This window comes from Peribacillus sp. N1 (genome assembly GCF_054600815.1).
The window spans coordinates 224,653-238,071 of sequence record NZ_BAAHZO010000001.1 but is presented as its reverse complement, the minus strand read 5'-3'; the positions used below and the strand labels follow the sequence as shown (position 1 = coordinate 238,071).

Sequence of the window (13,419 nt, the reverse complement as noted above, 5' to 3'; positions counted from 1 at the left end):
TCTTATAATTGCTATCTTATTTTGTTTGTTGTTTATTCATGGCGCTCATCATTTGATTAATTTTCTTTTGGGATGGTTTCATACCCATTTGCATCATCATCATTTTCAGCATCTGTTCGTTAATTGGCGGATTTTTCTTTAAGTAATCCATCATGTATTTACGAGCGATGAAAAATCCCAGCACTACTCCAGCAATCAATGCCAGTACGCCAACTAGAATGTAAACCCACATACTATTTCCTCCTTCGTGTTGTCTAACATCAGTGTACTAGACCAAAGGTTATTATACAATACCCGCTACTGAAAAGTCCCCCATTTAGACAAATTTTCTTTCTTTTATCGGTTTTAACCAACCGTATTTTTCATGTTCAAAATCAATGGCCAGAAAGCTCGCTTCATATTTTCGAATACTTTCAAAGAAAGCGGTCTCCGCTTCATAGTCTCCTTCAGCTTTTAGAATAATGGAATCATGCTGAATGATTAAAACGGCCTTACTTGATCCGTTTGTTTTTTCTAAATAGTATTTTCCATTTTGAGTCCAATAATTCATCTTTTTTTGCAAACGTTGTTCAATGGCTAACTGCAACTGGATAATCGGGACTGTTTTGGTGACATATTCGATTTGTTTTTGCAAAATACTCTTCAGTCTGCCCTTTGCTTGAATATACTCCAAAAACAAATTGAAAAATAGCCTTTCTCTTCCATAATAATGATGGGCAAATTCATCTTCGATTAAATAAATTTGATAGGTTCTCATCAGCCAATGCCTCCTAGCTTTCCTATTTTGGTCACGAAAATAACTAACCACCAGGACATTCTCCACTATTTTCCACTATTAATAACTTTCCCCTTTAACTGACACATTTAAACGAAATTTATTTATTCTCATTATATATTGACAAACTAAAAAGATATGTTGTTTGCTGGAGAAATTTTCTTCTTTTTTTGTCGAATGGAAGATTTCCCTTAGAATGGAAGCACACAATATAAATCAGGATTGTTTTTGATAAAAAAACTGACACCAAACTAGTTGGTGTCAGTTCTCCATTACTATTAGTTAAGCATTTCCTTAACACGAGCAACTACATTTTCTACAGTAAAACCGAATTCCTCCATGATCTTACCGCCTGGTGCAGAAGCTCCAAAATGATTGATGGCCAATATTTCACCCTCATCACCTGCATAACGATCCCAACCAAACGGTGAAGCCACTTCGATAGCTAGACGTTTTTTCACTGCCGGATTGATTACGCTTTGTTTATATTCTTTAGATTGAGTTTCAAATCGATCCCATGATGGCATGCTGATAACAGAAACATCAATTCCTTCGTTCGCCAAAGCTTTCTGTGCTTCCACAGCCAAGTTCACTTCGGAACCAGTCGCAAGAAGTAATGCATCGGCTACTTCTTTCTTAGAAGCAGAGATGATGTAAGCTCCTTTTGAAACACCTTCATACGCAGTTTCGGAAGTATCTTTAATTGTTGGCAATCCTTGACGAGTCAGTACAAGGGCAGTTGGTTTATTTGTAGACTCCATAGCCACTTTCCAGGCTGCTGCCGTTTCATTGCCATCAGCTGGACGGATTACCCCTAGGTTAGGCATTGCACGCAATGATGCCAATTGTTCGATTGGCTCATGTGTCGGTCCGTCTTCTCCTACAGCAATGCTGTCATGAGTGAATACATAGTTTACAGGCAGTCCCATTAGTGCTGCCATTCTTATGGCTGGACGTAGATAATCAGAGAATACGAAGAATGTTCCTCCGTATACTTTTAATCCACCATGAAGTGCCATTCCATTTAAAGCCGCACCCATAGCGAATTCACGTACACCGAACCATATATTACGGCCACTGTAATTACCAGGTAATAGATCAGTCTCACCTTTGATGGCAGTATTATTAGATCCGGCTAAATCCGCAGAACCCCCAATGAAGCTAGGGACCCTTTTGGCAATAGCATTTAGCACTTCCCCACTTGAAGCACGGGAAGCTAATGTTTTACCTTCTTCATAGACCGGAATTTCCTGATCCCAATCAGCAGGCAGTTCACCTTTGATGGCCAACTCCAATTGCTGTGCTAACTCAGGATGTGCTTCTTTGTAATTTTTGAACAATTCATTCCAAGCTTCTTCTTTTTGAGCGCCTGCATTAACAACAGATTCATTAAAGTGTGAATACACTTCTTCCGGAACATGGAAGTCCTCTTCAAATGTCCATTTATATGCTTCTTTTGTCAATTTCAGCTCATCTGCACCAAGCGGAGCGCCGTGAACAGCAGATTTACCTGAACGGTTTGGTGAACCGTAACCAATAACCGTTTTCACTTCGATTAATGTTGGGCGTGCATCGTCGGTTTTCGCTTCTTCAATCGCTTTAGCAATTTCCTGAAGATCATTCCCATCCTCAACGCGGATATATTGCCATCCATAAGATTTGAACCGGTCTGCTACGCTTTCACTAAATGATTGGCTTAAGTCGCCGTCAAGAGAAATATCATTAGAATCATATAAAACAACGAGTCTTCCGAGTTGTAGATGTCCAGCTAATGAAGCGGCTTCTGCAGAAACACCTTCCATTAAATCTCCATCTCCACAAATGCCATATGTATAATGATCGACCACATTATAAGAATCGCGGTTATAGCTTTCTGCCAAGTGACGTTCAGCCATTGCCATTCCTACTGCCATTGCGATACCTTGTCCAAGCGGCCCGGTAGTTGCATCAACACCAGCCGTATGACCGTATTCAGGATGTCCTGGAGTTTTACTGCCCCATTGACGGAAGCTTTTCAAATCATCGATAGATAAGCCATAGCCCGATAAATGAAGAAGGCTGTATAACAGCATAGAACCATGTCCAGCTGAAAGAACAAAGCGATCTCTATTAAACCAATCGGGATTTTTCGGGTTATGGTTCATATATTCGGTCCATAGTTTATACGCCATCGGCGCAGCACCCATTGGCATACCTGGATGGCCGGAATTAGCCTTTTCAATTGCATCAATTGATAATGTACGAATCGTATTGATAGAAAGTGCATCTAATTTATCTAACATATTGTAAAAACATCCCTTCCTGTAATGTACCTCTTTATATTATAGTGACAAGCATAATATCACAACTAAAATCACTATTTACTGCCTCAATATTGCAATTTTCTATAATAACAGAAGTCCCCTATTTAGATTAAACTAAATAGGAGAATACATACATGCATGCACTCCCTTTTTACTCCTAAATGCTAACAGGATACTCAAGCGGAATGTTTTATCAGAAGGATCCAAGCATTAATGTAAGTTTCTTTTTTCTTTTATATTTTTTATCTTTTGAGGAGTGACGTCATTACCTTCTGGATCAACGACCTTCACATGCTCCAACGTATCAGTCATGGACTTTCTGAATGTTTCCAAATACTCACTTCTCAATTGGGTTTGCTCTTTCGCCTCAACTTCCGTCAAACCTTCAGCCTTCGCCTTTTTAGAAAGTTCATTAATACGGGCTATTTTTTCTTTTGATAACATAATTTCGCTCCTTCATAATCTCCGGATATTGTCATGGTATTAAAAAAAAAGCGAAATTACAAGTTCTAAGATTTACTTTCATTTGTATTCAGTTGATGTTCGAGAAAACGCCTGTTCACAGTAGCCTTTGAAACATTGTATCCAAAGCCCCTTAAAGTGGCTGCGATTTCTGCGAATGTCAATCCATTGGCCCGAAGTTTAATAATTTCTTCAATAGGGATTTCCATACGGTCCCTTCCAGTGGAATTCCTTTGATTCTGAAGGTTTTTTTGAGGACGGTATCCTTTTTCAACGGCTCTTATCATCCCGCGCTTTATTTTAAGATTATGTAGTTTCCTTTGGTATTCTTCTACAATACCGACTATCTGGATGACCATGGCATCCGAATCCGATAACTCAAGCTCCCCGTCATGTGAGAGTGTATAAATTTTAACATTTTCTTTAAGGATGACATGGAAAAGGGCTATTTTGGCATTCCCTCTTCCCAGCCTTGTTTCATCCTGGATTAATAGTACTTCAGCTTCTTTAGTTTTAAATAGTTCGAGCATGTCAAAAATGCCATCCCGATTCAACTCATAACCACTTGCCTGCTCTTTTATTATGGATATAACTTCAACATCCATCTTTTCTGCCAATTTGACTAACTCATCTTCCTGCCTTGCCAATGATGTTTCCTGTGACTCTTTTTCTGTGCTGACCCTACAATAGATTACCGCCTTCATAATACCCTACCTTCACTGCTTACTGCTCACTGGCCAAATTCTGGACAAGTTCTTCCCCTTTAACCGGTATGACGATGACTTGACCAGGTTTAATTGTATCCGCCCTGACACCATTATGCTCTTCTATCCAACCAATGAATTCTTTTTTTGTCAAATTTGCTTCTTCGTATTCTTCGGCGATTCCCCATAGGGTATCACCTTCACTTACTTCTATAGAAAGGAAATCCTTTTTTGGATCATTGTTCAATGTACAAGAGAATAAAATTGAAAAGATGAATACTGATCCCGCTAATAGAATCGTATAAATATAATTTTTGTATAATTTTTTCATAAATATCCCTCCAAAGCGAATGTTCGTTCGTGTTTTATGGTCAAATTATAATACGAACGTTTGTTTCAGTCAACAACAAAATTCGAACTTATGTTTGTATAGAATTGGGGGCCATGCTATAATGTAGCAAAGAACATTGGGGAAGAGGTGCACATATGACTAAACTATCAAAAAGGCAGCAAGATATTCTTGATTTCATTAAAGAAGAAGTTCGCCAAAAAGGGTATCCACCTTCCGTACGGGAGATTGGTGAAGCAGTGGGACTTGCTTCAAGTTCAACAGTACACGGGCATTTATCACGCCTGGAAAGCAAAGGCCTGATTAGACGTGACCCAACCAAGCCAAGGGCCATTGAAATAATGAATTTGGAGGAAGCGAACAATATTCCCAAAGTCAATGTCGTGAACGTGCCGTTACTTGGAAAAGTAACAGCGGGAATGCCGATAACGGCCATTGAGAACATAGAAGAATACTTTCCGCTTCCCGAAAGCATGGTTCCACATGATGACCATGTATTCATGCTGGAAATCATGGGTGAAAGTATGATCGAAGCAGGAATTCATGATGGGGATTATGTCATCGTGAAACAACAAAGCAATGCCAATAATGGAGATATCGTCGTGGCCATGACGGAAGATGATGAAGCCACTGTAAAACGATTCTTTAAGGAACCGGATTACATAAGGCTTCAGCCTGAGAACTCGAATATGGAACCAATTATTTTACGAGATGTTTCGATACTTGGAAAAGTAATAGGCTTATATAGACAAATACACTAAAAGCGCTAACCGCGCTTTTTTTGTTTGTTTAATCTATGTCCCGAATTCTCTCAATATGCATATGGAATTTTAATAGAATCAAGTTTTCATGGGAATTTAAACATCCTTAATTACGAACGGAAGTATACGATCGCCTAATATGTACTTTGGTAACACTCTGATTACAATAAAAAAGAGAGCTTTAACTACCGCTCCCAGTTAAAATTCACTTCACTCGTAATCTTTGGTTCACTTTAATTAGGTTAAGATCTACCAAGCCGTTCCACTGTTGAATCTGCACTTGTGTAGAACCGTATGCTTTTGCAAGCGCAGAGACGGTATCCCCTTTTTGGACAATATGATAAACCTCTTCTATACTTGCATCATATTTTGTTAAATCGCTTGTTTCGATAAGGTTCACCAGTTTTTCAATATAGTTGGGATCCGAGGCGTACCCAGCATCGAAAATTGCTTTGAGTGCTTTTCTGTAATCTTTTTCTCCAATGACAGCCGTATAAAGACTTCTATTCCATGAAGTCCCCTTTGCATATAAATTGGCAAGATCTCTAAGACTTTCTTCCCAAGATGGGTATTTTCTGAATTTGTTCCATACTTGAACGGGTACGCCATTGACATATTCCATTGTCTGAATGATGACAGACTCACCCTTGAAGTCACCTTTTGTACCGAATATATTTTTTCCTTTGCTTGCTAATAAACTTGTCCCATATCCACTCTCCAAACAAGCTTGTGCAATGACAACAGAAGGTAATATTTTAAATTCCTGTTGAATTTTCTGGGCATAGGGAGCAATTTCCTTAATAAATGTTTCCTTGCTCATTAGAACCTCCCATCAATGGTTTTACTTTATTTTTCACTGTTCATCTTCATTCTTATCGTATTCTCATCTATTAAAAAGGTTACGGCCAGTCCCATACAAAAGGTTCTGATGTTTGGCTAATTGTTTTTATTATAGATTTCTTACCTAGAGTTGCCTGCTTCGAGTATTATTTATCCATTTCCCTACCAAACAGGAAAAGCCGTCAATCCATTTAATTAAATGGATTGACGGCTTTTCCTATTGAACACTGAAAATCTTCAAAACTTGTTCGTTAATTTTAAATTTGTAATTATTTATTTTTGTATAAAACCTTGATGAAAAACAAAAACTATTTTTAAAAACTTCATTTCAAGGTGGTGAAATCATGGACTACCCAACCGTCCATACAAACTTCTGGGATGCAGTGATAGCCATTCCTACCATCATGATTCTTACTCAACTTATTAAGGTCATGTTTCATATTCATCCAAAATTCGTCCCTACCATCGCTTTGGGTCTTGGCTTGTTCATTTCCATTTTCATCAGTCATCGTCATCACTTGGTTTCAGGAATTTTCATGGGCTGGTTTTATGGCTATGCAAGCATAGGCAATTATGCTGCACTCAAAACTGGTATTTTGTCTTATAGAGAATCCTACAAAAAGACGGATTAAATCTATTCTTGTTGCCTAGCTGAAATTCATCAATCTTTTTATTGCTAGATGACCTTACTAGCTTTATTTCCCATCGAACACCATTAATTTAATCGCTGTATTAGTAATTACAAACTGGCTGAATCCTTTGGCTAAAACAAACCACCCATGTTAGCACCACATTACATCAAAAAACCCTTTTCAATTAAGAGAAGGGATTTTTTTGTCGGGAAAAGTGGGTTATTATGTTTTTTACACTCCTGCCGAGGCGGCTTGGTAGGATCGGCGGAAAGGGAGCGGATTTCTGTATTCAACAGGATCTATTTTTCAAGAAAAGATTGGAGGCAAACTTCGAATTTGTCTACAGTCTGATACCCTCTCAAAGAAGAGAATGCATTTCACTATTTCTCAATATAGACCGAACGAATCAGTGTCCGGGTTCTTTCAGTACCATCCACATTTTTTTCCTTGACATCTATTGTTACATTATAAACCCCTGACTTAGGTACTTCCGGAAGTGTGCCAGTAAAATTTTCTGTATCCATTGCCTTAATTGAGCTTTTTTCACTAATTTCATTACCTGTTTCATCTATTAGATGAACCAAAAATGTTGTGCTGATTGGCCTTTTTTTATCATGCATTGGGTTCTTTATTAAAAATTTCGCATCTTTTTGCTTAACTTTACCAGCCATACTTAATGTAATGGGATTCTTTTCGTTAAATTGTGCTGTGAACAGGTAGGCGTCTTTTGGCGATTTAGTCTTCATACGCACTTTCCAATCACCAATTTCAAGGTTGTTTCTATTGAATGATTGGACGGTTGCACCATTAAAAAAGGAAGTTTCGTTTTTGGCTGAATGAACCATTAAGGAAGGTGAATACTTTTTATTGGATGGAGAAATCATTTCAACCTCGACATCATTTGATGCTGTATATATGTTTATATTGCCTGGGGCTGATTCATTTACATGGAAGCTTAGTTCGATCCAGACATTTTGTTTCAGGACATCACCCAGAACGGTTTGAGCGAGTGCGGTGGTAATGACATCATCTTCAACCCGTTCTTTATAATTGACATTATATTCATGGATTCCAGCGGTGGAGGTGCTTCTTAAATATGGTTCAATTCTTGAAAATACAGCTGAGCCGACTCGTATATTGTCGTGATCAAAGTTGGGATCTGAAAATAAATGTGTTGCATAGGGTATTTTTGTACTCCATACATTCACTAGACCATCATTTTCCCCATATGAAGATAAATATTGTCCACCCATTGATAAGGCTGATAGAACCGGGCCTCTGTTCATGCCTGCCACAGTGAAATACATGTTTTTACGAGAATTAACATGGTTATCCGTGACCGAACGAAATTCAGCCATTTTACCAACTTGTAAAGAATAAGTTCCCTCATCTTTTTGACCTAATAGGGAACCAAGCCAGCCCGCATACCAGCTATAGGCCAAATCAGCTAGGTGAGAACCATGATGGGGGGAAGCTAAAGTGATCACCCTTCCAACATACTGGTGTGCTCCATAGTGCACTAGAGCCGCTTGGGTATCTGGGCCCCCTTTGCTGTGAGCTATAATATTTACTTTTTCACCCCCGAAATGGTTACTGATTTCTGCAAGCATTTGAGCTAAAAGCCTTCCATTAGCATATTGGCTCACTGATCCATTTCCAGCTGAATCATGAAGCTGAACAAAAACAGTTTGGTAGCCTGCTTCATACGCTTTGGTATACATATCATTGACACCATGATAATCCGTTTCACCGTACCAGCTGGTTGAACTGCCGTTTTTCCCTTGAACAAACACGATCGGTGGTTTCTTTGTATCAAGATTGGGAGGAATACTTCCAAGAAACCAATCCCCTGGACTGAAAGTTTCGGATGGGGGATTTAATTTTCCTGCTGAGGAAATATCTGGCTTGGCCATAATTAATATGGTTAGAATGAGGACAAGAAAAACGATATAATTGATTACATTCCTTTTCAATTGTTATCTCCTCCAATATCATGTGGAATTCTTTCGAACTCATCCTATTTTCAACGCCCTCCTTCCATGCCTTTGATAGCCTTCATTAGTATATATTTGTACTTTTGCATACCATTACCTGCTATCTTCATAAAGATAGGAGAAAAAAACTAGAAAAAGTTCATAAAAAATGGAGATATAGTATGATGGTTTGCCTTCAATTCGTTTATGTATACAGTCATTTTCCAATTATGAAATTATCCTTATAGAGGAAATCCATATATCGAATGCTGTATGTTCACGAAAAAAGAGAATAAGCCCTTCTCCTGCAAAGGATGTAGGGCTTGACTTTATTTTTGAGCATCCAAATATTATTCTTCGAATTTGCCACTGTCCAATTGCTCCTATTCATGTTGTTTTGAAGTCCATCCAATACATTAAGTAAATTGTTGAAAAAATTCTTTCACAGCAATTGGCTGTCATTCATAGGGATCTCAGTATCAATCGTGTATTTGGATTATTAACTCCTTAAAGCCCTCCCCTAAACGCCACATACGCGTATTTCACAATGAGAACTGGATAAATAATATCAGGGCTATGCTCGCTCTTCCAATTGTATAATTTAATTATCTGATTTTCCTTTCCCATTTTTTCACCCTGTTTCGATCATTACTTAAATTTTGCCCCAGGAACGGTTACTTTGGTGAATAAATGATTGATTGTCTTGATCCTTTAACTACATTTGAAGTGTAGGTGGGGATCAAAAAAAATAATATCGTCGATCGAGAACCCTACACATTCAGCAAACAAATAAGCCTTATCGATTCGCAAAGGAATCTTATATTGCTCATAGTCAATGTAAGTCCTTTTGGCCATCTTCAGCACTTTAGCCATTTCTTCCTGTGTTAAACCTTTATACTTCCTCGCTTGTTTAAGTGTGAACTTAACGTTTGTCATATCTTGTCACCACCTATCTAAAAAAATGATATCACACTTGAAGTATAGTTACCAACAATTTTTCGCAAAATTCACGCACTTTAAGTTTACTCACCTTCACTCATGGTGTATATTCAAGTAAGAGGTGAAGAAATATGCACATTGGTGAACGGATTAAAATGTTAAGAAAAGAAAGAAAAATGACACAAGAAGATTTGGCAAATATATTAAAGGTGGCACCAACGGCAGTATCAGCATGGGAATCCGGACGGAATAAACCTTTAATGGATAAATTGGGCATGATGTCCTCATGCTTTGAAATACCGCTATCCCACCTCATCGAAGGAGCACCTAACGTTAGAAATGCTCCAGGAATGGAATTTCTAAATGAAAAGAATGTAAGATTAATTGGAGTATATGGCAATATCCCTGCTGGAGATCCTAATTTTACCAATGAATATATAGAAGCCTATATGCCGACATTAAATTCGATGCTAAAAACGAATAAAGAATATTTTTTCCTTAGAGTGAATGGCAATAGCATGAACAAAGAATTCAGTGACGGATCATTGATTCTCGTTGAAAAAACAACCTACGTTGATAAAGGAAAAATTGGAGTGGTCTTGGTAAATGGTCACGATGCCACTGTCAAAAAAGTGAATATCGATGAAGAAAATATCACACTCACTCCCTGCAGCACGGATCCTTTTTATGAAGAAAAAACCTATAACATCAAAAATGATAGAGTTCGAATTTTAGGAAAAGTGGTTCAAGCCATTAAAATATACGATTAATATCGACTTAGAGTTTCTTTATGGAGTATTAATTAAGTTCTCTTTGTTGACCGATACATATTAGGTACAAGCCATCATGGTTTGTGCTTATTAGTATTGTTCTTTATATATGTCTTTGCAAAAGATAATTAAAATTTGTGTCAGCCTATATACAAAGGCATATCCGTTTTCCCCAGATTACTTATTTCATTGAGTGAATGTTTTTGGAACTCTAAGCTTCCTAGGGCTTTTATTTCAGATTTCCCTTTCATGCAGAATGAATATAATTGTCTGTATTAGGCAATCAAATTATCATATTTTTATTATTCGGTTCACAACCTCATATGGGAATCTTATAATAGGATGATAAGCATTTGCCTCTGTAGCTCTAGAAGGGAAGAGCGCCGGAAAACATTTGTAGCCACCGGGTCGCAAGGTAAGGGTTTCAGAAGCACCGAAAAGCAAATAGCTGAGGCAGGCGGAATTCCTGCCGGTGAAAATCCGTAGGGAAGCGTGTTCTCCCCTAGCCTATGCTTACGAAAGGAGTGCGGGTTCGAATCCCGTCAGAGGCTTTTTTCTTGGAAAATGCGAGTATATATTCAATTCCACTTTAGCCCTCTGTGCAAATTTATTTATTTTTCCCTTTCACTTCTTCCGCTATTATCTAAGTACTCATTTAGGACAGTAGAATGTACACGACTATTTTATTACACGCATATTCCTGAACGAGGAAAAGCCCCTCTCTTTTTGAGAAGGGCTGAGTTTGTAGACAAAAGAGGTTCTCTCTAAAAGTTAAAACAAAGTTGATTGGAGCGGGTGGCGAGACGCCTGAGGGAAATGCGTGTCCAAGAAAACCCCGCCAGGCGCAAAGGCGTCGAGGAGGCTTCCGGACCGCCCGCGGAAAACGAGTGCCTGTAGTGGAAATCAACGTTCAAATTGTACTAATCCTTAAAAACTGTAGACAAACTCTTTTTGAGAAAGGCTTCCTGTGTGGTGTGCTTCTGGAAGTTAAAAATAATTTAACCAGGCAACTATTAATTATTCATTTAACCCGCAATTTCTGGTTTACTGTAATAGTGTACTGACTGTCAAGAGCGTTCCAATGTTTAATTTGCTGAACCGTACTGCCATAAGCCATGCTTAAGGAGTATACGGTGTCACCATTAACGACTGTGTGGTATACAGCTGTATTTTTCTTTTTAAGATCGAAGCATTTAACTAAACCGTTTACATGCCCGCGAGCCAGTGATTCGATAAAGGCTGCCGTTTTCAATTTGGCTGCGTCATTGACATTATCGATAAATCCATTTTCAGTCAGTAGTGCAGGCATGTCCGTTTCACGGAGCACATGTAAATCTCCTGTTTTTTGTCCTCTGTCTTGGATGTTGATAAGCTTCAAGACCTCTGAATGAATATGATCTTGATACGTTTTCGTAATCTGATTAGTAGACGTATAAACGTAATCCTCATACCCAGTGCCGCCGCCGGCATTGATGTGGATGGAGAGATAAAAGTCGGCTCCCCACGCGTTCGCTGCATTCGTCCTATCGTTTAAAGAGGGGTACGTATCTTGGTATCTGCTCATTTTTACAGAAACGTTATTATATTCTATTAATAAGATGTCTTTAATTCGAGTTGCAATGGATAAAGTTAAATCCTTTTCTCTCAATCCATTCCCCACCGAGCCTGGATCCGTACCGCCGTGGCCGGGATCAATAAATACTTTTACCATTTCTATCACCTCTATTAATCTTATGTTACGTATCAATAAATGCTTGTACACATAACTATCTGATTAAAGAAATTTCAAAATAAAGAATTCATCTCTCGGCCACAGTTCCAAAAAAAATACACCCTAAGGGTGTTATGGCATTATACGATAACATTCGCCAAATGGACGCAGAATTTTTTAAAGCCTTCTTCCATTTTTATACTTTTCTATCAGTAATTATTGGGCGTCTACAAATAAAGTGATAGAAGGAGATAGAGAGATAAAAAAAGTCAACATTATTAACAAAAAATCTAACAAAATGCTTGTATTTATTTAGTTATGGTTTGTTTTATTTAATTGTTCTGCACAATCTTTGATTGAGTCAATCACTATAGTTGGTTCTGATAATTGCGGAAAATGCCCACTTTTTTTTGCGACAATGTGATTGCTGTTTCTTGACAATGAAAGCAATTCCAATTGATTCTTAAGTCGTTTTTTTCGAATTTCCTCTGGCATCATTCGATTTTCTTGTCCACCAGTAATGACAAATACAGGTATTTCGGGAAATGTATCAGTTTGCTGGATTTGATCCACAGTTTTTTTTACAAAATTAACTTCATTGAATTGTTTATGCGAGGATAAGGAATCAAACACCTTGAACATCCTATTAATGGTTTTTACGGCCTTGCCTTGGTATTCATTAAGGCTTATATCTTTCGTTGTACTGGATTCTAAAAAAACTAGTCCCCCCACTTCATTTGGGTAAAGTCGGGCATATAAATTAGCATATAGGCCGCCTAGCGAATGTCCGACCAATAAGTATGGAGGTTCAAACCCCACCGTTGTTAATGCCTCACGTAAAGTGTTAACAATACTTTCCCCGTCTTGGCTTTCCTTAGGTTTATCGCTGCCAGCAACACCAAAGCGATTATAGGAAAATACAGATGATGTTTCAGAAATTACCGGTAGTATTTTCATCCAGCCCTCTATCGGTCCAGAACCACCATTAATCAAAACAATATTTGGTTTGCCTTTTCCACTAATATTATATTGTAACGTCCCTTTTGGTGTTTCCACTTTATATTTTTCTATTTTCAATATCAGCGCACCTCACTTTGTTTAGATTACTCTACGTGTGTAACGAGCTTTGGTTTCATTTATTGAAGTTCTAACATAATGCTTTAATTACGAAAGTTATCTGGGAACTTATCCTATAGCTAA

At 38.1% G+C, this 13,419-nt stretch carries 14 protein-coding genes; 3 read left to right on the top strand and 11 right to left on the bottom strand.

The annotated features are described in order from the left end of the window. Positions 1-16: 16 nt before the first annotated feature. The 6 genes from ACYP5M_RS01120 to yneA all read right to left on the bottom strand — a co-directional run bounded on the left by ACYP5M_RS01120 (position 17) and on the right by yneA (position 4,575). Complete coding sequence (locus ACYP5M_RS01120; protein WP_034312934.1) at positions 17-232, bottom strand: YneF family protein; 216 nt, start codon at positions 230-232, stop codon at positions 17-19. An 84-nt stretch (positions 233-316) separates the two neighbouring features. Beyond that, a complete protein-coding gene (gene sirA, locus ACYP5M_RS01115; protein ID WP_101221647.1) occupies positions 317-757 on the bottom strand; it encodes a sporulation inhibitor of replication protein SirA in 441 nt (146 codons plus the stop codon). 296 nt (positions 758-1,053) lie between these two features. After that, positions 1,054-3,057 (bottom strand): transketolase, encoded by a 2,004-nt coding sequence (gene tkt, locus ACYP5M_RS01110; protein WP_260357268.1) that lies wholly within the window; start codon positions 3,055-3,057, stop codon positions 1,054-1,056. A 231-nt stretch (positions 3,058-3,288) separates the two neighbouring features. Beyond that, a complete protein-coding gene (locus tag ACYP5M_RS01105) occupies positions 3,289-3,522 on the bottom strand; it encodes a DUF896 domain-containing protein (RefSeq protein ID WP_137020072.1) in 234 nt (77 codons plus the stop codon). Between the two features lie 65 nt (positions 3,523-3,587). After that, positions 3,588-4,244, bottom strand: coding sequence for a YneB family resolvase-like protein (locus ACYP5M_RS01100; RefSeq protein ID WP_101221645.1), 657 nt, complete (start codon positions 4,242-4,244; stop codon positions 3,588-3,590). A gap of 19 nt (positions 4,245-4,263) precedes the next feature. Beyond that, a complete protein-coding gene (gene yneA, locus ACYP5M_RS01095; RefSeq protein WP_434169269.1) occupies positions 4,264-4,575 on the bottom strand; it encodes a cell division suppressor protein YneA in 312 nt (103 codons plus the stop codon). Positions 4,576-4,730: 155 nt separating this feature from the next. Here yneA and lexA point away from each other — a divergent pair, with 155 nt between their 5' ends. After that, positions 4,731-5,354: a transcriptional repressor LexA gene (gene lexA, locus ACYP5M_RS01090; RefSeq protein WP_101221643.1), complete on the top strand. Its 624-nt coding sequence runs from the start codon at positions 4,731-4,733 to the stop codon at positions 5,352-5,354. 205 nt (positions 5,355-5,559) lie between these two features. Here lexA and ACYP5M_RS01085 read toward each other — a convergent pair whose 3' ends face one another. Further along, positions 5,560-6,174: a glucosaminidase domain-containing protein gene (locus ACYP5M_RS01085; RefSeq protein WP_459734504.1), complete on the bottom strand. Its 615-nt coding sequence runs from the start codon at positions 6,172-6,174 to the stop codon at positions 5,560-5,562. Positions 6,175-6,538: 364 nt separating this feature from the next. Here ACYP5M_RS01085 and ACYP5M_RS01080 point away from each other — a divergent pair, with 364 nt between their 5' ends. After that, positions 6,539-6,826: a hypothetical protein gene (locus ACYP5M_RS01080; protein WP_101221642.1), complete on the top strand. Its 288-nt coding sequence runs from the start codon at positions 6,539-6,541 to the stop codon at positions 6,824-6,826. 380 nt (positions 6,827-7,206) lie between these two features. Here the strand turns inward: ACYP5M_RS01080 and ACYP5M_RS01075 are convergent, their stop codons facing one another. Continuing rightward, positions 7,207-8,739 (bottom strand): esterase/lipase family protein, encoded by a 1,533-nt coding sequence (locus tag ACYP5M_RS01075; protein WP_459734889.1) that lies wholly within the window; start codon positions 8,737-8,739, stop codon positions 7,207-7,209. A 771-nt stretch (positions 8,740-9,510) separates the two neighbouring features. After that, positions 9,511-9,735: a helix-turn-helix transcriptional regulator gene (locus tag ACYP5M_RS01070; RefSeq protein ID WP_101221641.1), complete on the bottom strand. Its 225-nt coding sequence runs from the start codon at positions 9,733-9,735 to the stop codon at positions 9,511-9,513. Between the two features lie 134 nt (positions 9,736-9,869). On the opposite strand from ACYP5M_RS01070, the gene ACYP5M_RS01065 reads away from it, so the two are divergent. Beyond that, positions 9,870-10,508 carry a LexA family protein gene (locus ACYP5M_RS01065; RefSeq protein ID WP_459734503.1) on the top strand — a complete coding sequence of 213 codons (639 nt, stop codon included), beginning with the start codon at positions 9,870-9,872 and terminating at the stop codon, positions 10,506-10,508. A 1,021-nt stretch (positions 10,509-11,529) separates the two neighbouring features. Here ACYP5M_RS01065 and ACYP5M_RS01060 read toward each other — a convergent pair. Both ACYP5M_RS01060 and ACYP5M_RS01055 read right to left on the bottom strand, forming a co-directional pair. After that, a complete protein-coding gene (locus tag ACYP5M_RS01060; RefSeq protein ID WP_452444832.1) occupies positions 11,530-12,219 on the bottom strand; it encodes an N-acetylmuramoyl-L-alanine amidase family protein in 690 nt (229 codons plus the stop codon). Positions 12,220-12,531: 312 nt separating this feature from the next. Further along, complete coding sequence (locus ACYP5M_RS01055; protein ID WP_452444831.1) at positions 12,532-13,296, bottom strand: alpha/beta fold hydrolase; 765 nt, start codon at positions 13,294-13,296, stop codon at positions 12,532-12,534. Between the last annotated feature and the right edge of the window lie 123 nt (positions 13,297-13,419).